The 22,685-nt window shown below is 39.8% G+C and carries 21 protein-coding genes; 17 read left to right on the top strand and 4 right to left on the bottom strand.

What is annotated here, in order from left to right; translation table 11 throughout:
- Positions 1 to 89 precede the first annotated feature (89 nt).
- From pyrD to MTF68_RS02510, 6 genes are all read left to right on the top strand, one after another.
- A complete protein-coding gene (pyrD, locus tag MTF68_RS02535) occupies positions 90 to 1,100 on the top strand; it encodes a quinone-dependent dihydroorotate dehydrogenase (RefSeq protein WP_004586702.1) in 1,011 nt (336 codons plus the stop codon).
- A gap of 130 nt (positions 1,101 to 1,230) precedes the next feature.
- The gene (locus MTF68_RS02530; protein WP_024033533.1) at positions 1,231 to 1,761 is read left to right on the top strand and encodes a cell division protein ZapC; all 531 of its coding nucleotides are present in this window, start codon (positions 1,231 to 1,233) and stop codon (positions 1,759 to 1,761) included.
- An 89-nt stretch (positions 1,762 to 1,850) separates the two neighbouring features.
- Positions 1,851 to 3,968 (top strand): bifunctional 23S rRNA (guanine(2069)-N(7))-methyltransferase RlmK/23S rRNA (guanine(2445)-N(2))-methyltransferase RlmL, encoded by a 2,118-nt coding sequence (gene rlmKL, locus MTF68_RS02525; protein ID WP_248461584.1) that lies wholly within the window; start codon positions 1,851 to 1,853, stop codon positions 3,966 to 3,968.
- Complete coding sequence (locus MTF68_RS02520; protein ID WP_248461582.1) at positions 3,961 to 4,197, top strand: glutaredoxin family protein; 237 nt, start codon at positions 3,961 to 3,963, stop codon at positions 4,195 to 4,197. The genes rlmKL and MTF68_RS02520 overlap by 8 nt, the downstream gene beginning before the upstream one ends.
- A 13-nt stretch (positions 4,198 to 4,210) precedes the next feature.
- Positions 4,211 to 6,121, top strand: a complete 1,911-nt coding sequence (locus MTF68_RS02515) for an ABC transporter ATP-binding protein (RefSeq protein WP_029772627.1) — start codon at positions 4,211 to 4,213, stop codon at positions 6,119 to 6,121.
- A gap of 11 nt (positions 6,122 to 6,132) precedes the next feature.
- Entirely contained in the window at positions 6,133 to 7,869 is a 1,737-nt protein-coding gene (locus tag MTF68_RS02510) for a DUF3466 family protein (protein ID WP_004586697.1), read from the top strand.
- A 136-nt stretch (positions 7,870 to 8,005) separates the two neighbouring features.
- Here MTF68_RS02510 and MTF68_RS02505 read toward each other — a convergent pair whose 3' ends face one another.
- Positions 8,006 to 8,518 (bottom strand): DUF2062 domain-containing protein, encoded by a 513-nt coding sequence (locus MTF68_RS02505; protein WP_004586696.1) that lies wholly within the window; start codon positions 8,516 to 8,518, stop codon positions 8,006 to 8,008.
- Here MTF68_RS02505 and MTF68_RS02500 point away from each other — a divergent pair.
- The 7 genes from MTF68_RS02500 to tcdA are packed head-to-tail and all read left to right on the top strand — an operon-like array spanning position 8,498 to position 15,959.
- Entirely contained in the window at positions 8,498 to 10,762 is a 2,265-nt protein-coding gene (locus tag MTF68_RS02500) for a DNA internalization-related competence protein ComEC/Rec2 (RefSeq protein WP_248461580.1), read from the top strand. The two genes, MTF68_RS02505 and MTF68_RS02500, sit on opposite strands and share 21 nt — an antisense overlap.
- A 60-nt stretch (positions 10,763 to 10,822) precedes the next feature.
- Positions 10,823 to 12,568 carry a lipid A export permease/ATP-binding protein MsbA gene (msbA, locus tag MTF68_RS02495; protein WP_248461579.1) on the top strand — a complete coding sequence of 582 codons (1,746 nt, stop codon included), beginning with the start codon at positions 10,823 to 10,825 and terminating at the stop codon, positions 12,566 to 12,568.
- The gene (lpxK, locus tag MTF68_RS02490) at positions 12,565 to 13,545 is read left to right on the top strand and encodes a tetraacyldisaccharide 4'-kinase (protein WP_248461577.1); all 981 of its coding nucleotides are present in this window, start codon (positions 12,565 to 12,567) and stop codon (positions 13,543 to 13,545) included. The genes msbA and lpxK overlap by 4 nt, the downstream gene beginning before the upstream one ends.
- Entirely contained in the window at positions 13,535 to 13,732 is a 198-nt protein-coding gene (locus tag MTF68_RS02485; RefSeq protein ID WP_248461575.1) for a Trm112 family protein, read from the top strand. The genes lpxK and MTF68_RS02485 overlap by 11 nt, the downstream gene beginning before the upstream one ends.
- On the top strand, positions 13,720 to 14,481 hold the full coding sequence (kdsB, locus tag MTF68_RS02480; protein ID WP_024033541.1) for a 3-deoxy-manno-octulosonate cytidylyltransferase: 762 nt from the start codon (positions 13,720 to 13,722) through the stop codon (positions 14,479 to 14,481). The genes MTF68_RS02485 and kdsB overlap by 13 nt, the downstream gene beginning before the upstream one ends.
- Before the next feature lie 2 nt (positions 14,482 to 14,483).
- A complete protein-coding gene (locus tag MTF68_RS02475; RefSeq protein ID WP_248461573.1) occupies positions 14,484 to 15,155 on the top strand; it encodes a TIGR01621 family pseudouridine synthase in 672 nt (223 codons plus the stop codon).
- A complete protein-coding gene (gene tcdA, locus MTF68_RS02470) occupies positions 15,156 to 15,959 on the top strand; it encodes a tRNA cyclic N6-threonylcarbamoyladenosine(37) synthase TcdA (protein ID WP_248461571.1) in 804 nt (267 codons plus the stop codon). It begins immediately after the preceding gene.
- 1 nt (position 15,960) lies between these two features.
- On the opposite strand, the gene MTF68_RS02465 is transcribed toward tcdA, so the two are convergent.
- The 3 genes from MTF68_RS02465 to MTF68_RS02455 all read right to left on the bottom strand — a co-directional run bounded on the left by MTF68_RS02465 (position 15,961) and on the right by MTF68_RS02455 (position 19,014).
- On the bottom strand, positions 15,961 to 16,377 hold the full coding sequence (locus MTF68_RS02465) for a SufE family protein (protein ID WP_004586688.1): 417 nt from the start codon (positions 16,375 to 16,377) through the stop codon (positions 15,961 to 15,963).
- Positions 16,378 to 16,390: 13 nt separating this feature from the next.
- Positions 16,391 to 17,617, bottom strand: a complete 1,227-nt coding sequence (locus MTF68_RS02460) for a SufS family cysteine desulfurase (protein ID WP_248461569.1) — start codon at positions 17,615 to 17,617, stop codon at positions 16,391 to 16,393.
- 110 nt (positions 17,618 to 17,727) lie between these two features.
- A complete protein-coding gene (locus MTF68_RS02455; RefSeq protein ID WP_004586686.1) occupies positions 17,728 to 19,014 on the bottom strand; it encodes a citrate synthase in 1,287 nt (428 codons plus the stop codon).
- 416 nt (positions 19,015 to 19,430) lie between these two features.
- Between MTF68_RS02455 and sdhC the strand changes: the two genes are divergently transcribed.
- Genes sdhC through MTF68_RS02435 form a run of 4 tightly spaced genes read left to right on the top strand, consistent with a single transcriptional unit; the run spans position 19,431 to position 22,646 of the window.
- Positions 19,431 to 19,808, top strand: coding sequence for a succinate dehydrogenase, cytochrome b556 subunit (gene sdhC / locus MTF68_RS02450; protein ID WP_084554498.1), 378 nt, complete (start codon positions 19,431 to 19,433; stop codon positions 19,806 to 19,808).
- Positions 19,799 to 20,146, top strand: a complete 348-nt coding sequence (gene sdhD, locus MTF68_RS02445; protein ID WP_004586684.1) for a succinate dehydrogenase, hydrophobic membrane anchor protein — start codon at positions 19,799 to 19,801, stop codon at positions 20,144 to 20,146. Before sdhC ends, sdhD begins: the two co-directional genes overlap by 10 nt.
- Positions 20,147 to 21,919 carry a succinate dehydrogenase flavoprotein subunit gene (sdhA, locus tag MTF68_RS02440; RefSeq protein ID WP_004586683.1) on the top strand — a complete coding sequence of 591 codons (1,773 nt, stop codon included), beginning with the start codon at positions 20,147 to 20,149 and terminating at the stop codon, positions 21,917 to 21,919.
- Positions 21,920 to 21,929: 10 nt separating this feature from the next.
- Positions 21,930 to 22,646 (top strand): succinate dehydrogenase iron-sulfur subunit, encoded by a 717-nt coding sequence (locus MTF68_RS02435; RefSeq protein WP_004586682.1) that lies wholly within the window; start codon positions 21,930 to 21,932, stop codon positions 22,644 to 22,646.
- Positions 22,647 to 22,685 lie beyond the last annotated feature (39 nt).

Below are 22,685 nucleotides of genomic sequence, written 5' to 3'. Positions count from 1 at the left end.
AAATAATCAGTTAATTGTTAAAATTGTTATACAATACCTCAGCCTAGTCTGAGGTATTTTTTTGTCTGTAATTTAAAGAGGAACAATTCATGTTTTACGATTTAGCCCGCCGTTTTATGTTCACCCGAGATGCTGAATGGGCACATGAGTTTGCGCTTAATAATTTACGCCGTTTTGCACACACCCCTTTAAACGCAGCTTGGTCACAACAACTACAAAACAAACCCGTTAATTTTTTAGGCCTTGAGTTTAAAAACCCTGTGGGTTTGGCTGCAGGTTTAGATAAAAACGCTGAGTGTATTGATGCCTTTAGCCAAATGGGCTTTGGTTTTGTAGAAGTTGGCACAGTTACCCCGCGCCCGCAAGCAGGTAATGATAAGCCGCGCATTTTTAGATTACCGCAGTCAAATGCCATTATTAACCGAATGGGCTTTAATAATAAAGGGGTCGATAATTTAGTTAATAACGTAAAAAATGCCAAGTACACCGGTATTTTAGGTATTAATATTGGTAAAAATAAAGATACCCCAAATGAGCAAGGTAAAGACGATTACATTCATTGTATGCGTAAAGTGTTTGAGCATGCTTCGTATATTACGGTCAATATTTCATCTCCAAATACCCCAGGGCTGCGCGATTTACAATATGGCGCCGCGTTAGATGATTTACTGCAAAGTTTAAAGAATGAACAGCTTGATTTAATTGCCAAGCATAATAAGCAAGTACCTATGCTGGTTAAAATAGCGCCAGATCTTGATCAAATCCAAATTGAGCAGGTTAGCGAGTCACTATTAACGAATCAAATTGATGGCGTAATCGCAACAAATACTACGCTTGAACGTAGTGCAGTAATGGGTCAGCAATACGCCGATGAGGCGGGTGGTTTATCTGGCAGCCCTGTAAGAGAGCGCTCTACACACGTTGTTAGTGAACTTAAACGTTTAACACAAGGTAAATTACCAATTATTGGTGTAGGCGGTATTGATGATGCGCAATCTGCTCAAGAAAAGCTAAATGCAGGCGCAAATTTAGTGCAGGTTTATACTGGGTTCATCTACAAAGGGCCACAATTGGTAAAATCGATCGTTGATTCCTTATAAGGATCAGTTATGTAAGCTTTTGATCGTTCAATAAATGTTCTAAACAAATGTTTTAAAAATGGTCAAAAGCCGTTATAATCTAATATTAATGTCTTAATTAAAAATAAATTTTTAAACAAGGAGGAGGCAAATGTTACAAGCAACAAAACAATGGCAGTGGATTGCATGTGCAAATAAAAACCGCTTACTACTTGATTTAAATGACGATATGCAACTATGCACACCGTATAAATTAAGACAACTCACCGACTGTGTATTTGAAAACCCGCGTTTTAGCTTAGAAGATGCTGCTTTTTATGAACAGGTATATAACTACTTAGATGGTTTTGAGCTGTATAAGCCTGCACAAATTTGCCAAATTGCGCTCAATGCCACCGCTGTAAAATTTCATTTAAAACCGGTACTGGCTAAAAGTTGGTTTTTTGAAGAGTACACAGGCACCCAGCCAAGTACAGAAGCCATCGTTAAACTTACCTCAAAAGCACAAACCGGTGAGTTTTTAATTGTTGAACATTGCCCTGATGCTTCAATTTGCTTAAACCTTAACGAAACATTCAAACTTGATGATAATTTGTCTCTTGAACAGTTTGAAGTTATCCGCGTTTTAAACAATCGTGTTCACCCTCTATTACTTGAGCAATATCACACTAAATCAGCTTAGCAAATTTACAAATCGAGCTGCGTTTATCAAGTGTTTGTCAGCCAACCTATGTTATAATCCTGCGCAATTAGCTATTAAGGGTTATTACTTTGCAATTTATCGCACTTACTTCTATCGGAATCGAAAATTTACTTGTTGATGAACTAACAGAATTAGGCGCCGTCGTGTCTAAACAAACTGTGGGTTCTGTTCGCTTTGAGGCAGATTCAACATTGGCGCAAAAGGTTTGTCTATCAACTCGTTATGCAACACGTGTGCTGATGCTTATTGAAGAAAAAGAAGGCGTTAATGATAAAGATAGCCTGTATAAATTTGCTCGTTTTCAGCCATGGCAAGAATGGTTTGGCCCTACACAAACATTTGCCGTTGATTTTAATGGTACCAACGACTCTTTAAAAAATACCCAGTTTTCAGGCTTGGTAATTAAAGATGCTATTGTTGACTACTTTAACGATTTATACGAACAGCGCCCAAATGTAGATAAGCAAGATGCCAATGTGCGTGTTGTGGCGCGTTTAAACCGCCATGGTGTGGCATTGTACATTGATTACTCGGGTCCTCGTTTATCTGAGCGCGGTTATCGCCAAGGCCAAGGTAAAGCCCCTATTAAAGAGCACTTAGCGGCCGCGATTATTAAACGCAGTGGTTGGCTTGAAAATGTAAATCAACCTTTATTTGACCCATGTTGTGGTGCCGGCACTATTTTAATAGAAGCGGCGGGCATGGCGCGTAACGAAGCACCTGGTTTATTTAGAGAAGGGTTTGCTTTTGAGCGTTTACCTAGTTTTAGAGCGGCCAAATTTAAGCAACTGCGTGAAGAATTAATTGAGCAAATTACCGATCCTAAATTGTGGTTAATTGGCCACGATTACGATGCGCAAGTTCTTGATAAAGCCATTGCCAATGCCGAGCGAGCAGAGCTGGGTAATGTTATTAAGTTTAAGCAAAGTGATGCAACTAAGCTTACCTCTGTAGCTAAATTACCCGGGGTGGTTATTTCTAACTTACCGTACGGCGAACGTATTGGCTCTATGGCTGAGCTGGTAAATCTACACCGCAGCATGGGCGTGGGTTTTAAAAAGCACTTTAATCATTGGAAGCTTGCGTTACTAGGCATGGATGAAAGCCTATTTAAGCTGTTAAAACTGGTTAAACAAAAGCGTTATAAATTTAAAAACGGCCCATTAGATGTAGAGCTAAATTTATACCAGTTAGATGATAAACAGGTAAGCCTGACAAGCGATGACAAACCGGCTCTTAATTTTGAAGGCTCAATGTCGTTTGCTAATCGTTTGAAAAAGAACAAACAGGGCCTGAAAAATTGGCTTAAACAAAACGAAGTACAAGCTTATCGCGTATACGATGCTGATATTCCTGAGTACAATGTAGCGGTTGATATTTACGGCGACTCTGCTGTTATTTTTGAATACGCAGCACCTAAAGAAATTGACGAAAAAACTTCTGAAAAGCGTCTTCAAGACGTGATTAGCTTAACTGCACAGCAGCTAAGCATAGCGCCTGAAAACATTGCCGTTAAAGTGCGTAAAAAACAAAAAGGGGAAGAGCAGTACACCCCAATGGCTAAACAAAACCGCACTATGGTGGTGGAAGAATTTGGCGCTAAGTTTAAAGTAAACTTGTTTGATTACCTCGATACAGGGCTGTTTTTAGATCATCGTTTAGCACGTCGTTATATTCAGCAAAATGCAAAAGACAAACGCTTTTTAAACTTATTTGCCTACACAGGTACAGCCTCTGTGCACGCGGCATTAGGGGGGGCAAAAGCAATTACCACCGTTGATTTATCAAAAACCTACCTTAAGTGGGGCCAAGATAACTTTGCGTTAAATGATATTAGCAATACTCGCTACCGTTTTGAGCAAGCTGATTGTTTAAAATGGCTAGAATACGCACAAGGCCAATACGATTTAATCTTTTTAGACCCGCCTACGTTTTCTAATTCTAAACGAATGAAAGACGCGTTTGATGTGCAAACCGATCATATAAAATTACTTACTTGGGTTAAAAAAATCTTGAGTCCGTCGGGTACATTAATTTTTTCTAATAACAAACGTGGTTTTGTAATGGATGAAGTAGGTTTAATGGGCTTAGGCTTAAAAGCTGAAAATATTTCAGAAAAAACGTTATCACCTGATTTCAAACGTAATAAAAAAATACACAACAGTTGGTTAATTACCCATGGCTAATTATGTTTTATACCACACCGATGGCTGTCATTTATGTGAGCAAGCCGAGCAGGTTTTATTATCGGTTTTGGATAAAAATAGTGAGTTTAAATTAATTGATATACTCACTGATGAGCAGCTAATAGCGCGTTTTCAGTTAAGTATTCCCGTATTTGAGAGCAAAAGCGGCCACCATTTGTATTGGCCGTTTGATGCACAAACAGTGCATGAATTTTTAGCGCAAGAATAAAAGAGCAGTATTTATGGATTTAATTAGAATACAAAAAGCGCAGTTAGCTTATGGTACGCACCCATTACTTGATGATGCTGATGCAGTGATAGAAAGCGGTGAGCGCGTCTGTATTGTAGGGCGAAATGGGGCGGGTAAATCTACACTTTTAAAAGTACTAGATGGCCAAGTTATTTTAGATGATGGTGAAATTAACCAGCTTGGCGGGATCAAAATATCTCGCTTAGAGCAAGATCCTCCTAAAGGAGCAAATGGCTCAGTATTCGACTATGTAGCACAGGGTATGCCTGATATTGCTAATTTGCTGATTGATTATCATCATGTAAGCACACAGTTACAAACCGATTGTACCGACAAACTGCTAAATAAGCTTGAGCGTTTATCTAACGATTTAGAAGCGTGTGACGGTTGGCGTTTTGATTCGCGTATTCAATTAGTACTCACGCGTTTAGAGCTTAGCCCTGATGCTAAGTTAGAATCGCTCTCAGGTGGTTGGTTGCGTAAAGTTGCCTTAGCACGTGCACTTGTGAGTGAGCCTGACTTATTGTTACTTGATGAGCCAACAAACCATTTAGACGTAGACAGTGTTAAATGGCTAGAGCAGTTTTTAAAAGAATTTAAAGGCGGTATTGTATTTATATCTCATGACCGTGCTTTTATCCGTGCTGTTGCAACGCGTATTTTAGATCTAGACCGCGGTAAACTTATCTCTTACCCTGGTGATTACGCGACCTACCTTGAACAAAAAGCGCATGACTTAAAAGTAGAAGAATCACAAAATGCACTCTTTGATAAGCGTTTAGCAGAGGAAGAAGCCTGGATACGCCAAGGTGTTAAAGCACGTCGTACCCGCAACGAAGGCCGTGTACGTGAACTTAAACAGCTACGTGTTGAGCGCAAAGCCCGTGTAGAGCAAGTAGGTAAAACCGATTTTAATATTGAAACGGCTGACAGATCGGGCAAGCTAGTGTTTGAGGCAAAACACCTTAGCCATGCATTTAAAGATAAAGTGATTGCTAATGATTTTTCTACCCTTGTTATGCGCGGAGACCGCATTGGCTTAGTAGGCCCAAATGGTATTGGTAAAACTACCTTACTTAAACTGTTGTTTGGTGATTTAGAAGCCGATAGCGGCCATGTTAAACAAGGCGTTAATTTAGAATTTGCTTACTTTGACCAATATAGGCAAAAGCTTGATGAAGAGGCCACTGTTCAAGATAACGTTGCCGAGGGTAAACAAGAGGTAATGATGGGCGGGCGTTCTCGTCATGTACTTGGTTACCTGCAAGACTTTTTGTTTCCACCGGCACGTGCGCGTACACCTGTAAAAGCACTCTCTGGTGGTGAGAAAAACAGGCTTTTACTTGCAAAATTATTTTTGAAACCCTCAAATATTTTAGTACTCGATGAGCCAACTAATGACTTGGATATTGAAACATTAGAGTTACTCGAAGAAATTATTAATCAGTATCAGGGTACTGTGCTTATAGTAAGCCATGACCGTGAATTTATTGATAATACGTGTAGTAGTGTATGGGCGTTTGAAGGTGATGGCAAAATAACCGATATGGTAGGGGGTTACACCGATTACCAAGCTTATTTAAGCTATTTAGCCGAGCAGGAAAAACAGCAACAAGCACCAAAAAAAGACGTTAAACCTGCGCCTGTAGCCGCGACAAAGCCTGAAAACAAAAGCACTAAGCTTTCTTACAAATTAAAACTTGAATTAGAGCAACTACCCAATAAAATGGAACAACTTGAAGCCGCTGTAGAAGCGCAGCAAGCTGTAGTGAGCGATCCTGACTTTTTCAAACAAGATAGCGACGTAACCACTAATGCATTGAACCATTTAGCAAAACTTGAGTCTGACCTTGAAGCCGCGTTTGAGCGCTGGGAAGAACTTGAAGAATTACAGAATCAGTAGTAAGGATTAAAATGAAATATAAATTACTCGCTGCCAGTATTTTAGCGACATTGAGTACATCTGCATTAAGTGCAACCTATGAATTAACAGAACTAGGTACTCTTGACGGCGCTAAACATTCTTACGTGACTGACGTAAGCGAAAGCGGGCACATTATTGGTACTGCCAACGGATTGTATAATTTACCAATCGATATTAGCTATATCGACTTTACCGAAAGCGTTATTGAAAATGCGTACGATAGTGAAGAGTACAACTTTGAGCTAAGTGATAAAGAAATTACTTTTACACTTGATGATATAGAAAATAACGATGCGGTTTTTAATAACGCCGATGCGCATTCATTTATGGTTAGCTTTTTAGCTGGCAGACCAACGGATTACGAGTACCAAAAGTTAAGCTCGGTAGTTGGTATTAAGTTTGACGATGGCATAGTGACTGAGCAAATACTGTTTGATGAAGAGTCGGTAGATTACGATGGTTTAACGCGTTCGGTTAGTAACTTTTATAATGCGGTAAGCGAAGATGGCGTGAGCGTTGGTTGGAGTGCAGCTCCATATGATAAAGTTTTATTTACGCCAGATGATGAAGATGAAGAAGAAACATGGTTTACCCATGACTTTATTGAGCGCGGAATAGTTATTTCTGAAGATGGAACGCAAAAGGTTGAGTTAGTTCCAGACTTTGACGATTACGGCGGTACTAGCCGAGCTAACGATATTGTTAAAACAAATGACGGATACACTGTCGTTGGTTATGTTTCAACAGGTATTCCTGAAGACAGACTTGATAATATTGAAGATAACTGTGATAACGAAGACGAGCCAACCAATACCTGTGTGGAATTATTAAATTCAAGTGTAACCACTGGCGTATTTGATGAGCGCGCGGTAAAATGGGAGCTTGATGAAGCATTTAATATCACTTCTACTGAAATACTAGGCCTTGCCTTAACGCCAGAAGAAGATGATGACTTTGCATTTACAAGTACCGCTCTTGCACTAAATAATAATGGCACAGTGGTGGGCTCTTCAAATGCTCGTTACTATAAAAATGACGACACTATTTTAACAATGCCTGTTTATTTTAAAAATGGTGACGTGTTTAATTTTATAGACCAAGAAGATGATTGGCTTTCTGGCAAAGCGCTTGCTGTCAATGACAACGATGTAATTGTTGGTTATGCATCAAAGCGTATTGAAACCACGATCCGTGATCAGTTTTTCTATCATGATATAAGTACTGGCAATACCGTTTTCCCTACCGGTTACTTTAATAGCTCAAGCGCTTATGGTAATGATATTAATAACCAAGGTTATGTTGTTGGTGAAGGCGAGGTAGGTACATCTGAAAACAGCCGTCGTAAAGAAGCGTTTATATATAAAATTGGTGACGATAAAATTACCAATTTAAACGATTTACTACCTTGTTATGAAACAGATGGTGAAACAGACTACGCCTACACAATGGCTGAAGCGAAAGTCATTAATGAAGACAATGAGATTTTTGGTGTAGCTACCAAAACCGTTGAAAAGCGCGATACCTTTGGTAATGTAGAAACCGATATTGAAGGTAATATTGAGTACGAAAGTGTTGCTGTTGCAGTAAAACTAACACCTATTGATGGTGAAGTAGAAGACTGTACACCTATAGAAGAAGAGCTTTATGAAAGAAGCTCAGCAAGCTTCCCTTGGTACACACTGTTATTATTGCCGCTAGTGGGCTTACGCAGAGTATTTAGATTTTAAGCTTTACGCTATTCATAAAAAACCAACTTATAAAAGTTGGTTTTTTTTCGTCTATAATAAAGTGCTTGGCGTTAATTAGTTATCTCAATTTGCTTCATTAAGTCATTCTATTTACGCACTTGAATAGTTGGCTTTATTACGTATTGGTATTTCGCGCTAACCAGGCTTTGCGCACAGAGCGTCGCCAAATAATATCAATACCTAAATAAGCAATAATAGCGGCAACAGAAGCGCACACCAGTGAGCCAATTAAAAATGCAGGACCGATGGTAGAAATGCTTTCTAAGAACCATGCCCAACTGGCTTCAAATGCAAAATGCTGCTCTGGTTGATTTAAAACAAGCGTACCTACAAGGTATGAGCCGTAAAATATTGGCGGCATAGTCAGTGGGTTGGTAAGCCACACCAATGCAACAGAAATAGGTAAGTTAACTCTAAATACAATAGCTGCCGCAGCGGCTAAAACCATTTGAAAAGGAACAGGGATGAACGCAAAAAATAAACCAACTGCAAATGCGCCCCTTGCAGAGCGTCTGTTTAAATGCCATAGGTTGGCGTCTTGTAATAGGCGGCCGAATATTCTAAGTGTTTTATGATGCCTAATTTTATTAGGATCAGGTAAAAATCGTTGGATCGTTTTCTTAGGCATTTCAAGCAACCATTTACTTCAGTGTGGATTAGTCTTGGATTTGTAATAGGTTGTATTTCAACCGTATTTTATTATCAAACCCATGAATTTACAGTCATCACAATATCTGTCCTTATTGCGAGCGCCTATTTTAAGCCGTTTTTGAATGTTTTGTTAGGGTTTATTTTAGCTATTTGCTGCATTATTGTGCACTTTTACCTGTTTTATAGCTATACATTGCCAAATGATGAAAATAACTATGCTTACCCTGCCACAATTCTCGTTGATGAGGTTATCTCTGCAAAGCAACCACAGTATATAAAAGCAACGTTATTAAAGTTAAATGGGGATGAAATACACAAATTTAAAGCACCTAAAGCCATGTTAAGTGTCGATTCTGCACAGCTTATTAAGCAGGGCGATACTTTTGAGGCAATAATAGCGCTGAAAAAATTCAGAACAATTAAAAATATCGGTGTGTTTGATAATAATGTGCATGCCTTTAAACAACGCATACTATTTAAAGGCAAAGTACTTAATAAGCAATTGCGCATTACTAACGCGGCTTCACCTTCAATAATTTATAAATACAGAGCCTTTTTAAAACACACTTATCAAAAAACAACGCTTAATTGGCTTTATTATGCATTGCTTAGTGGTGATAAATCGCTGATGTCGTTTGAAAATAAACAAACAATGCAAAGTTTAGGGCTCAGCCATTTATTAGCCATTTCAGGGTTGCACATAGGGCTTATATACAGCTGTTTTTATTTACTGAGTAAGTACACAGCATACATCTTTAAAATTAATGTATTGCAGTCTATTAATTTAACTATTATTTATAGTTTTATCGGCTGGTTAGCGGCATTTATATATGTTTATTTAAGTGAATTTTTACTCTCAGCGACTCGCGCATTTATTATGTTAAGTTGCGTATTAGGTCTTTACTTTATTGCCAAACAGCCACTGCGCTGGCGAAGCATTCTATATGCTTTAGTCGCTGTATTACTCATCAATCCTTTTAATGTTTTAAACCCAGGTTTATATTTTTCTTTTATTGCGGTTGCAATTATTTTCATTGTTATAAAGCACCTTCCTAAAACTAAATATAGTTGGCTTAGCGTGTTTATAGCGCTGTGTATTATTCAGCTTGCTTTATTTATTGGGCTTTTGCCTATTACCCTTATTTATTTTTATGGGGTAAGTATTGCTGGGTTGGTTATTAATTTATTGGCAATTCCATTATTAAGCGTGGCAATCATGCCACTTTTGCTGCTATTTACGATAATAAGTGCTGTGGCAGATATAACGTCCGTCATTTTATTATTCGATAGTGTACTTATAACATTGTTTAATTATATGGATGCAATCCCTTGGCATTACAGATGGTTAGATATAGCTAAACCGCCTACATTGTACTTAGTTGCAGCTTATCTATGCATATTAATCGCCTGGTTTAGCCCCTTTAAACGTTTAGCACTCATTCCTCTATGCGTTACATTAATAGATTATCTGTATTTACCAAAGCCTCTTTGGCAATTGCATGTGTTTGATGTTGGGCACGGATTAATGACGTTACTCGAAAAAGACAATCAAGCGCTGGTTTACGATTTTGGCCCGAGTTATTTTAACCGTTTTAGCCGTACATACAGTGTGTTAATTCCTTATTTGAAAACACATAACTTAACCGTTAGTGATGCAATAATAAGCCATCAAGACAACGACCATGCAGGGGGCGCAGCACATTTTATTAATGCAGGATTTGGTGAAAGTTTTAAGCGTTTTCACCCACACGGCACAACCACACAGTGTATGTCTTTAGATTATAACTTTAATGGATTGCGCATTAGCAGCTTTGCTGATAGCACATTTAATAACGAAAACGATAATTCGTGTGTGCTTTTAATCAAATCACCCCAACTTACTATGTTATTAACGGGTGATATTTCTAAAGCACGTGAGCTGAGCCTTATTAAAACTCACTCATTACAAGCCGATGTGATTTTAAGCCCTCATCATGGCAGCGATACGTCTTCAAGCACGGAATTTATCAACCATGTAAATCCGCATACGGTTATTCACTCAACAGCTTTTCAAGGCCAATGGCAATTTCCCAGTGAAAAAGTGGTTTCGCGCTACAAAGCTATAAATGCTAAACAATATGTTACGGCACTTGATGGGCAAATTACGGTAAGTATTTATCAAGATAGCTTTAAAGTGACAACGGCGCGCAAACACGAAAGTTATTGGTTTATAGAAGATTGACGTTTAGTTTTAACGGTTTGAAGGATACAATAAGGGCTGTAATTGTATAACGAGAGTAATATGAGTCAAAGTACTACACAAATTTATAAACGGTTGATTTCTTACGTTGGTGATTATAAAAGCGTTGCCTTCGTCGCTATTATTGGAATGATCGGCTATTCGGGTATGGATGCTTTATTTATTCAATTAATGAAACCCTTTATTGATGAAGGTCTAAACCAACGTAATAACGAAGTGCTAGCTTATGCCCCTTTTGTTGTAATTGCGCTGGTAATAGGGCGTGGCCTGTTTAATTTTATGTCTTCGTATTGCCTAAGCTATGTAGGCTCGCAAGTAGTTCGTTCGTTACGCCAGCAGTTATTTGAACACATATTGCATTTGCCTGTTTCGTTTCATGATAAAAACTCAACAGGTGATTTAATTTCAAAAATTACTTTTGATACAGAGCAAGTTCAGCAAGCAATCACCAAAGCACTGTTAATTGTTGTAAGAGAAGGCGCTTTTGTCGTTTTTCTACTTGCCCTTATGTTTTATACCAGCTGGCAGCTTTCGCTGATTTTTTTAGTGATCATTCCATTAGTGGCAATTATTGTAACGTTTGTGTCTAAACGCTTTCGCCATATTTCAAAAAATATACAGTCTGCAATGGGGCAGGTCACCCGTAGCTCTGAGCAAATGCTAAGTGGACACAAAGTTATTCATGGCTTTGGTGGGCAAAAACAAGAAATCGAACAGTTTTCAAAAATCAATAATCATAATCGCCAGCAACGTATTAAAATGGATGCCACTAAAGCGCTAAGCGTGTCGGTAATTCAAGTGCTTGCAGCAAGTGCAATGGCTGTTATTTTGTGGGTTGTATCTATGCCTTCAATGATAAATACGATCAGCTCTGGCGATTTTATGGTACTCATCTCTTCTATGATGATGCTCTTACGCCCGCTTAAACAATTAGCAAACGTGAACAGTGATATGCAGCGCGGTATTTCTGCAGCGCAAAGTATTTTTTTAGTTTTAGATGAAGAAATTGAAAAAGACAAAGGTACTTACACCGTAGATAAAGTGAAGGGCGAAATTGAGGTTAAAAATGTTACCTTTAAATACCCAACTAAAGATGAAGCTGTTTTAAATAACCTATCAATAAGTATAAAAGCCGGTGAAAGCATCGCGCTTGTAGGGCGTTCAGGCTCGGGTAAATCGACTATTTCTAATTTATTACCGCGTTATTATGATTTAGAAGCACCAAGTGAAATTTTATTAGATGGCGTTGCGCTTGAGAAATATAAACTGGCTGATTTACGCCGCCAGTTTGCCTTAGTATCTCAGCAAGTTGTGTTATTTAACGACACAATTGCCAATAATATTTGTTATGGCATAAGCCGCGAAATAACACAGCAGCAATTAGAAGAGGTGGTTAAACAAGCCCACGTGTGGGAATTTGTTAAAGACCTACCTGAGCAACTCAATACCATGGTCGGTGAAAACGGGGTGATGCTCTCAGGTGGTCAACGTCAACGTATAGCAATTGCTCGCGCTATTTTAAAAGATGCACCTATTTTAATCTTAGATGAAGCAACTTCAGCCTTAGACACAGAGTCTGAAAAACTAATTCAGCAAGCTCTTGATACCCTAATGCAAGACAAAACGTCTATAGTAATCGCCCATCGCCTTTCAACCATTGAGAACAGCGACAAAATATACGTTATTGATGGTGGTCGGGTGATTGAAAATGGCGATCATCAGAGTTTATTAGCTAAAGATGGTACTTATTCAGCTCTATGTAAAATGCAGTTTGGTGAGCACGGGTGAGTAAAATAGAGCAAAGCTGGTATAAACCATTTAGTTTTATAACGTTACTTTTACTGCCATTAGCTGCGCTTTTTTGGTTAATTTCAAGTATTAGGAAATGGTTTTTTAAGGTTGGCTTTGCCACGCCTTTTAAAGCTAAATCTAAAGTGATTGTGGTGGGCAATATAAGTGTAGGTGGAAATGGCAAAACGCCATTTGTGTTATGGCTTTACGAATACTTGTCAGAGCAAGGCCTAAAAGTGGGCATTATCAGCCGAGGCTACGGCGGTAAAGCCAACAGCTACCCGCTGGTGGTAGAGCGCGGCGTAACAAGTGCACAAGCTGGTGATGAGCCAATACTTTTATTTAATCGCTTAAAATGTCCGCTTGTTGTTGGACCCGATAGAAAAGCCAACATTACATTATTAGAGCAGCAATTTTGTGTGGATGTCATAATCTCAGATGATGGTATGCAGCATTATAAAATGGCGCGCGATATAGAGTGCTGCATTGTTGATAGCCAAAGGCGATTTGGTAATGGCTTTGTTATGCCTGCAGGGCCATTACGCGAAACCACAAACAGATTAAATAGCGTTGATTTAGTGATTGAAAACGGGGGAGATGCATCCCACAGCTACGTTTTGCAAACTGGTGTACTTAAACACGTTGCTAACAATACCCCTGTTAATAAAACAATTGAAAAAGGCCATGCGGTAAGTGCCATTGGTAACCCACAACGTTTTGAAGATTCATTAAAGGGTCAAAATATTCAGCTGCTTTCAACTCATCATTACCGAGATCACTATGCTTATAGCATGGCTGATTTTACTCAATTTAATGATGACAACATATTAATGACAGAAAAAGATGCAGTAAAATGTAGAGACTTTGCAAAAGATACTTGGTATTACCTACCCGTAAATGCAAAACCTACAGACGCTGTAATACATAAATTAGATTTATTATTAAAACAAAAAGGGATCCTCAATGGCCTTTGATACAAAATTACTTGAAATAATTGCTTGTCCTGTGTGTAAAGGAAAGCTTCTTTTTGATAAAGAAAATGCAGAACTTATTAGTACTGCAGCTAAACTTGCATACCCAGTACGCGATGATATACCGGTACTTTTAGAAAATGAGGCGCGTGAGCTATCTCAAGATGAGGTTGATAAGTGGAATTCGTAGTTGTTATACCTGCACGTTACGCGTCTACCCGTTTGCCTGGCAAACCATTAGCTGACATATGCGGTAAACCTATGATTCAACACGTGTATGAAAAAGCGTGTTTGTCAGGCGCAAGTAAAGTGGTTATTGCAACCGATCATCAAAAAGTTTTTGATGCTGTTAAATTGTTCACAAACGATGTACTGATGACGCGAGAAGATCATCAATCGGGTACCGAACGTTTAGCAGAAGTTGTTGACTTACTTAAGCTAGACGCAGAAACCCTGGTGGTCAATGTACAAGGCGATGAGCCATTACTTGCCAGCGAAAACGTATCGCAAGTTGCCACTTTACTAAATAATTCAAGCGCGCCAATGGCAACATTAAGTGTAGCCATTGAAGAGCAAGACGAAGTATTTAATCCTAATGCCGTGAAGGTTGTTAGTGATATTAATAAAAATGCGTTGTACTTTTCACGTGCCAGTATTCCGTTTGACAGAAGCGCGATGTTAAATAACGACAGTGTGTTAGATATAACGCCTTTTCAGCGCCATGTGGGTATATATGCTTATCGTGCGGGCTTCATCAAGCAGTATATTGAGCTAAGTGTATCGCCGCTTGAAGTACTTGAGTCGCTAGAGCAACTTAGGGTGTTGTACCATGGTTACGCTATTAAAATTGAGCAGGCCAAAGTAACACCACATGCTGGGGTTGATACGGCCGAGGATTTAGAAAAAGTGATTGCCTACCTAAAAGCTAAGCAAGCCTAATAATGGTTAAAAGTGAATTACCCATAGTATTTAGCCACGCTGATTTTTATATATTTGAAAAACCAGCGGGGCTTAATTTTCACTCAGAAGGTGAAAAAGGGTTTGTGGTATTAGCTGAGCAGCAAACTGGCGAAAAATTATTTGCTGTTCACCGCCTTGATAAAGTGACATCTGGCCTTATTATTCTTAGTCGCAATAAAGAAGCCGCTGCTAAATTTACGTCTCTTTTCACTGAGCATGCAATAAACAAGTTTTACTTAGCGATAAGCAATGCTAAACCTAAAAAAAAGCAAGGGTGGATAAAAGGTGATATGGCTAAGTCTCGCAGGGGCATGTTTAAGCTTTTACCTACCCTGCAAAACCCGGCCATTACCCGCTTTTATTCTTTTAGTTATAAGCCGGGGTTTAGGGCGTATGTTTTAAAGCCGTATTCGGGTAAAACCCACCAACTTAGAGTGGCATTAAAAAGTTTAGGGGCGCCAATTTTAGGCGATACACTTTATAGTGGCACCGCAGCTGAGCGGGCGTATCTTCATGCGTATGCGTTAAGTTTTTTATGGCATGGGGAGCAAATTAATTGCTCTTTGCTACCTACTACGGGTGATGAGTACCAGCAATTAATTAATCATCAAGAATTTCAAGCATGGCAATCGCCATGGCAACTGGATTGGTAAATGAGCGAAATAGTAACAGATATTCGTTTTGGCGGGATCAAACGCCTATACGGTAACCAACAATTTGACTGGCTACAACAAGCCCATTTTTGTGTAGTGGGAATAGGCGGTGTAGGAAGTTGGGCCGCCGAAGCTTTAGCACGTACAGGCGTGGGTAAAATCACTTTAATTGACTTAGATGATATTTGCGCGACGAACGTAAATAGGCAAATTCATGCACTTAGCGGCAGTATTGGCCAAGCCAAAGTAGATGCAATGAAAAGTCGCTGCGAACTGATAAACCCAGAGTGTAAAGTAACTGTGATAGATGACTTTATTACTCTTGAAAATATTCGTGAGCATATTCAAGGTTTTGATTACGTCATTGACTGTATTGATGCAGTTAAAGAAAAAGCAGCGCTTATTGCTCATTGTAAGCGCAATAAAATGCCTATTATTACTACTGGTGGGGCGGGTGGGCAAACTGATCCTAGCCAAATAACATTTGGTGATGTGGCTAAAACCACGCAAGATCCGCTACTTGCTAAAGTGCGTTATATTTTACGCAAACAATATAATTTTAGTAACAACCCTAAACGCAAATTTAATATTGATTGTGTGTACTCAACTGAGCAACTTGTTTACCCAGGCAGTGATGGCAGTGTATGCCATGCTAAACAAAATGCTGATGGTACAATGAATATGGATTGTAATAACGGGTTTGGCTCGGTAACTATGATCACCGGAAGTTTTGGCTTTTTTGTAGCGGCTAAAGCGGTACGTAAATATTTAGATAAAAAACAACGTTTACAACAAGCTCAATAGTTTAATTGAGCTTGTTAGTTGCCATGCTTTGAATTGCCTCGACCATGGCTTTAATTCCGTTCCCTCGAGATGCACTAAGGTGTTTAATTAAGCCTAACTTTTCAAATTCGTCATACGCATTAATATTCACGACTTCTTCAGGTGTTAAGCCATTATAAAGCGCTAAAATTATCGCTAATAAGCCTTTTACAATGCGGGTGTCTGAGTCGCCAATAACCACTAAACGATTCTCGCTATCGTCAAACTCCATAAACATCCACACTTTGCTCTCACACCCTGGCACCAGTGCGTCATCGGTTTTAAGTACATCCGCTAAAGCGGGAAGTGTTTTGCCCAGAAGCATTATTTCGCGATATTTTTGCTGCCAAGATTGCGCCTGTTGTATAGGTTTTACTACGTTTTTAAACGTATTTGTCATGAGTTATCCTAAATTAGTCTAATAATTCAATCGTTTCTTTCAAGGCGTTGATGAAATTATCAACATCTTGATGGGTATTATAAAATGCAAAGCTTGCTCGAACAGTGCCTTTTACCCCTAAATGGTGCATTAATGGTTGCGTACAATGGTGTCCACTGCGTACTGCAATACCAAATCCGTCAAGCAAAGTTGCCAAATCGTAGGGGTGTTCACTTTTATAATTAAAACTGAGGGTGCCAATATTGTTGTTTAGGTCGCTATAAATAGTAATACCGTCAATTTTACTCAATTGTGTGGCTGCATAATTAAAAATAGCCTGCTCATGGCGCTGTAACTGTTCTATGTTTAGGGCTGATAAATAATCAATTGCTGCACTAAAGCCAATGACGCCAGCTATATTTGGGGTGCCGGTCTCAAATTTAGCAGGAGCGTCTCTGTAGGTGGTTTTTTCAAGGGTTACAGTATCTATCATCTCACCACCCGTTTGATACGGGGTAAGCGCATTAAGTAATTCATAGCGACCATATAAGCCCCCTACACCCGTAGGGCCAAGCATTTTATGCGCTGAGAATACATAAAAATCACATCCAAGCTGCTTTAAATTAGGGCGTAAATGCATGGCTCCTTGTGCGCCATCAACAACAACTAACGTGCCGACTGCTTTCGCTGCAGCTATTAATGGCGCTAAATTGGTAATATTACCTAATGCGTTAGACGCTTGGCTGATACACAGCATCTTTGCTTTAGTGTGCGTGATCATGTCTATACAGCGCGCTATATTAAACGTTGCGTTTTGCTCAAGGGGGAGTGCAGATAGCGTAGCCCCGGTATTTTGCGTTAATACCTGCCAAGGAACAATATTAGCGTGGTGCTCAAGGGGTGTAATTAATACCGTATCTTCACGAGTAATTTGCCTTTGTAGACCATGAGCAAGTAAATTTAGCGCCTCTGTTGCGCCTTTAGTCCAGACGATTTCTTTAGCATTTACGTTAAAGTAATCCGCTGTTTTTAATCTTGCCTCTTCATATTGCTCTGTAGCGCGCTCGCTTAAGGTGTGGCGGCCTCTGTGAACGTTTGCGTTGCCTAAATTATAAAAACGAGTGGTTGCATCAATAACGCTTTGTGGCTTTTGCGACGTTGCGCCAGAGTCTAAATAAACTAAAGGGTTGCCATTAAGGATTTGGTTTAAAGTAGGGAAGTCGTTGCGGATTTTTGTTATATCAAACTCTTGAGAAGGCATGGCTATTCAACATCTATAAATTTAGGCAGAAATTGTAATCGGTTTCATAAAATTGACAAGCAAAGCGCACAAAAAAGGCCGCAAAAGCGGCCTTTTTTAACTAACTAAGCTTAGCGCTTGTCAGTTGATACGAAGTCACGTTGAGTGTAACCAGTATACATTTGACGAGGGCGGCTGATCTTATGACCAGGTTGAGATAGCATCTCATCCCAGTGAGTGATCCAACCAACAGTACGTGCCATTGCAAAAATTACAGTGAACATGCTTGTTGGAATACCAATCGCTTTTAAGATAATACCTGAGTAGAAATCAACGTTAGGGTAAAGTTTCTTCTCTACAAAGTATGGGTCTTCAAGGGCAATTTGTTCAAGCTTCATTGCAATATCAAGAAGCGGATCTTGAATGTTAAGCTCTTCTAATACTTCGTGACACGTTTGACGCATTACTGTAGCGCGTGGGTCGAAGTTTTTGTAAACACGGTGACCAAAGCCCATAAGACGGAACGGATCAGACTTATCTTTCGCTTTTGCTACGTACTCATCAATACGATCAACAGAACCAATCTCTTCTAACATGTTTAAACATGCTTCGTTAGCACCGCCGTGAGCAGGGCCCCAAAGAGATGCGATACCCGCTGCAATACATGCATATGGGTTAGCGCCTGAAGAGCCCGCTAAACGTACTGTTGACGTTGAAGCGTTTTGCTCATGATCAGCATGAAGCATGAAGATTTTATCCATTGCTTTAGCTGTCACAGGGTTAACTTTGTATTCTTCAGCCGGTACAGAGAACATCATGTGTAAGAAGTTTTCTGCGTAGCTTAAATCGTTACGTGGGTAAACAAACGGTTGACCAATGTTTGTTTTGTACGCCATAGCTGCAATAGTCGGTAATTTAGCCACAAGTTTAATAGCGCTTGTTTTACGTTGGCTTGCATCAGTAATATCAAGATCTTCGTGGTAAAAAGAAGATAATGCGCCTACTACACCACATAGCATTGCCATTGGGTGAGCATCGAAGCGGAAACCTTGGAAAAAGTTAGCAATTTTCTCATCAAGCATGGTGTTATGCGTGATTTCTTTTGCAAATGCATCGTATTGCTCTTTAGTTGGTAACTCACCGTTTAATAGTAAGTAACAAAGCTCGATGTAGTTAGAGTCTTCAGCTAATTGCTCAATTGGGTAACCACGGTGAAGTAATACACCTTTACCACCATCAATGTAGGTGATTGCAGATTCACAAGAGCCAGTCGACATGAAACCTGGGTCATAAGTAAAGTGACCGTGTGAACCTAACGTACGTACGTCGATCACATCTTGGCCAGCAGTGCCTTGATAAATTGGAAGTTCGATTGGATCTAGTCCATCAATATGGACTGTGGCTTTTTTATCTGCCATCTATGTATCTCCTATTAAGATATCTATTCTGATTTTTAGATTTTTAAAGTTCTGAAATCTTGTTTTAAGCACATCTTCGCATTTTAACGTGAAAGAGGGGGTTAAAGTCAATTTTTATAAACATTATGCATATATGTATAATAAATATTCGGTATTAATTAAATATTATACTATCGGCTAATTCGCAAACGTCTCTAACTAAACAAGAATTGTAAAACAACCTTTGGGTATATATACTATCGGAGGTTTTAAACCGCTTTGTATTTAGGTAAACATATTTTTACAGCGTAATTTTTGCAGATTTGTGAACTTTTGCTGTATTGACACGTTTACTTTGATAGTTCCACCAGAAATTTTGGTGGGTTTTAGAAAAACAAGTAGATGAGCTCCAATGTGAGCAAGATGGGCAAGTAACTGTGAAAAAGCAAAGACCTGTAAATCTAGATCTAACAACTATATCTATGCCGGCAACGGCTAAAGCATCAATCTTTCACCGCGTCACCGGTGTTGCATTATTTTTTGCTTTAACGTTTGTCATTTGGGCTTGGTCTGAGTCTCTTTCTTCAGCTGAAGGTTTTGAATTCGTCAAGGGTCTGTTTAGCGGATTCATTGCCAAATTCATAGCTTGGGGCACACTTTCTGTATTGGGTTATCACCTTATTGGTGGTATCCGTCACATCATTATGGATATGGGCCACTGGGAAGAACTTGAATCAGGTAACCTTAGCGCTAAAATTGCAATGGCACTTGGCGTTGTATTTGCCGTACTGGCAGGGGTGTGGATATGGTCTTAAATCAAGCAACTCTTAAACGTGATGGTGTACAAGATTTCGTATCTTTACGTACCACGGCACTAGTAATCACCGCATACGCGATTTTTATTATCGGCTATTTTTTAGCAACGCCAGAAGTCACTTTCGAAGCCTGGACAGGCCTATTCTCTAATCTAGCAATGAAGGGTTTTACACTTATTACTCTTGTATGCATGATGGTTCATACCCGCATTGGCCTTTGGCAAGTTTTAACGGATTACGTTAAAAACGCTAAACTACGCGCTGTTTTAGGCTTTGTATTAAACCTGATGGCCGTTGCTTACGTAGCTATTGGTCTAATCGTTTTATGGGGTGTTTAAGTGAAATATTCTGTTCGTGAATTTGACGCCGTAGTAATTGGTGCAGGTGGTGCTGGTATGCGCGCCGCTCTTGCCATTACCGAATCTGGCAAAACGTGTGCATTAATATCTAAAGTATTCCCAACACGCTCACACACTGTATCTGCACAGGGTGGTATTACAGTAGCGCTAGGTAATTCACACGAAGACAACTGGGAATGGCATATGTACGATACCGTTAAAGGTTCCGATTTTATCGGTGACCAAGACGCTATCGAATACATGTGTCAAACAGGCCCAGAAGCTATTACTGAATTAGAAAACATGGGTTTACCATTTTCTCGTTTTGAAAATGGCCGTGTTTACCAACGTCCTTTCGGTGGTCAATCGAAAAACTTTGGTGGTGAACAAGCTGCACGTACTGCAGCAGCAGCTGACCGTACTGGTCACGCTTTATTACACCTTCTATACCAACAAAACGTTAAAAACCAAACTAATGTATTCTCTGAGTGGTATGCACTAGATTTAGTTAAAAACGACAATGGCGATGTAGTAGGCTGTACAGCAATTGAGATTGAAACAGGTGAAATCACTTTCTTCAAATCAAAAGCTGTTGTACTTGCAACCGGCGGTGCTGGTCGTATTTTCGCATCAACAACCAATGCTCACATTAATACGGGTGATGGTGTTGGTATGGCAGCCCGTGCAGGCGTTGCTATGCAAGATATGGAAATGTGGCAATTCCACCCAACCGGTATTGCAGGCGCTGGTACACTTGTAACGGAGGGTTGTCGTGGTGAAGGTGGTTATCTTTTAAATAAAGATGGCGAACGCTTCATGGAACGTTATGCACCAAACGCTAAAGACTTAGCGTCTCGTGACGTTGTAGCACGTTCAATGATGACTGAAATCCGTGAAGGCCGTGGCTGTGATGGTCCTTGGGGTCCACACCTTAAGCTGAAACTTGACCACTTAGGTGAAGAAACGCTTAACTTACGTCTACCAGGCGTATGTGACCTTGCTAAAACTTTCGCACACGTTGACCCTGCTAAAGAGCCAATTCCAGTAATACCAACTTGTCACTACATGATGGGTGGTGTTCCAACTAACGTAAATGGTCAAGCGCTACAAATCGATGCTAACGGCAACGAAAAAGTAGTAGAAGGCTTATTTGCAGTAGGTGAAATTGCCTGTGTATCTGTACATGGTGCAAACCGCCTAGGTGGTAACTCATTACTTGATTTAGTTGTATTTGGCCGTGCTGCGGGTAACTTCCTAGGTAAATACCTAAACGAAGTTGAAATTACTAAAGCACCGACAGCATCTGATATTGACGCGTCTCTTGCACGCTTTAACCGTTGGGAAAATTCAACGGCTGGCCAAGGTGAAGACCCAGTTCAAATCAAAAAAGACCTACAACAATGTATGCAGCTTAACTTCTCGGTATTCCGTGAAGGTGAGTCTATGGCGACAGGTCTTAAAGAGCTTAAAGAAATTCGTGAACGTCTGCAGCATGCACGTCTTGATGATAAATCATCAGACTTCAACACGCAGCGTATCGAATGTCTTGAACTAGACAACTTAATGGAAACAGCTTACTCAACTGCAGTAGCTGCAAACTTCCGTACTGAAAGCCGTGGTGCACACTCTCGCTTTGACTACCCAGATCGTGATGACGAAAACTGGTTATGTCACTCAGTATTCAATCCGGTAACGGATGAAATGAGCAAGCGTGACGTAAACTACGCGCCTAAGACGCGTGAAGCGTTCCCACCTAAAGCACGTACCTACTAGGAGCGAGACGATGGCACAAGTACAATTTTCAGTTTATCGTTACAATCCGGATGTTGATAACGCACCTCGTATGCAAGAATATACTTTGCAAACAGAGGAAGGTCAGGACATGATGGTATTGGATGCACTTTTATTATTAAAAGAGCAAGATCCAACATTATCATTCCGTCGCTCATGTCGTGAAGGCGTGTGTGGCTCTGATGGCGTTAACATGAATGGTAAAAATGGTTTAGCATGTATTACACCATTATCTACGCTGCAAAAAGGCGGCAAAGGTACTATTGTAATTCGTCCTTTACCTGGCTTACCTGTGGTACGTGACCTTGTTATTGACATGAGTCAGTTCTACACTCAGTACGAAAAAGTTAAACCATACCTAATTAACGATCAGCCAGCGGCTGGTGAGCGTCTTCAATCTATTGAAGAACGTGATAAATTAGATGGACTTTACGAGTGTATTTTATGTGCATGTTGTTCTACATCGTGTCCTTCGTTCTGGTGGAATCCAGACAAGTTCATTGGTCCAGCAGGCCTTCTTCATGCTTACCGTTTCTTGGCAGATAGCCGCGATACGGCAACTGAAGAACGTTTAGCAGACTTAGACGATGCGTTCAGTGTGTTCCGTTGCCACAGTATCATGAACTGTGTTAGCGTTTGTCCTAAAGGTCTTAACCCGACCAAAGCAATTGGACAAATTAAATCTATGTTATTAAACCGCGCGGTTTAATCACTTAGTAACGTAAGATGGCTAATATTTTTATTAGCC

This window comes from Pseudoalteromonas sp. 2CM37A (genome assembly GCF_023161885.1).
Lineage (GTDB): Bacteria > Pseudomonadota > Gammaproteobacteria > Enterobacterales > Alteromonadaceae > Pseudoalteromonas > Pseudoalteromonas atlantica.
Note: the sequence above shows the minus strand (reverse complement) of the source record. Positions and strands in the feature narration are given on the sequence as shown.

Bases quoted from the DNA above. Each gene is read 5' to 3' on its own strand.
- pyrD (WP_004586702.1), top strand. From the start codon at position 90: ATGTTTTACGATTTAGCCCGCCGTTTTATGTTCACCCGAGATGCTGAA.
- MTF68_RS02530 (WP_024033533.1), top strand. From the start codon at position 1,231: ATGTTACAAGCAACAAAACAATGGCAGTGGATTGCATGTGCAAATAAA.
- MTF68_RS02520 (WP_248461582.1), top strand. From the start codon at position 3,961: ATGGCTAATTATGTTTTATACCACACCGATGGCTGTCATTTATGTGAG.
- MTF68_RS02515 (WP_029772627.1), top strand. From the start codon at position 4,211: ATGGATTTAATTAGAATACAAAAAGCGCAGTTAGCTTATGGTACGCAC.
- MTF68_RS02510 (WP_004586697.1), top strand. From the start codon at position 6,133: ATGAAATATAAATTACTCGCTGCCAGTATTTTAGCGACATTGAGTACA.
- MTF68_RS02505 (WP_004586696.1), bottom strand. From the start codon at position 8,518: ATGCCTAAGAAAACGATCCAACGATTTTTACCTGATCCTAATAAAATT.
- msbA (WP_248461579.1), top strand. From the start codon at position 10,823: ATGAGTCAAAGTACTACACAAATTTATAAACGGTTGATTTCTTACGTT.
- MTF68_RS02485 (WP_248461575.1), top strand. From the start codon at position 13,535: ATGGCCTTTGATACAAAATTACTTGAAATAATTGCTTGTCCTGTGTGT.
- MTF68_RS02475 (WP_248461573.1), top strand. From the start codon at position 14,484: ATGGTTAAAAGTGAATTACCCATAGTATTTAGCCACGCTGATTTTTAT.
- tcdA (WP_248461571.1), top strand. From the start codon at position 15,156: ATGAGCGAAATAGTAACAGATATTCGTTTTGGCGGGATCAAACGCCTA.
- MTF68_RS02465 (WP_004586688.1), bottom strand. From the start codon at position 16,377: ATGACAAATACGTTTAAAAACGTAGTAAAACCTATACAACAGGCGCAA.
- MTF68_RS02460 (WP_248461569.1), bottom strand. From the start codon at position 17,617: ATGCCTTCTCAAGAGTTTGATATAACAAAAATCCGCAACGACTTCCCT.
- MTF68_RS02455 (WP_004586686.1), bottom strand. From the start codon at position 19,014: ATGGCAGATAAAAAAGCCACAGTCCATATTGATGGACTAGATCCAATC.
- sdhD (WP_004586684.1), top strand. From the start codon at position 19,799: ATGGTCTTAAATCAAGCAACTCTTAAACGTGATGGTGTACAAGATTTC.
- MTF68_RS02435 (WP_004586682.1), top strand. From the start codon at position 21,930: ATGGCACAAGTACAATTTTCAGTTTATCGTTACAATCCGGATGTTGAT.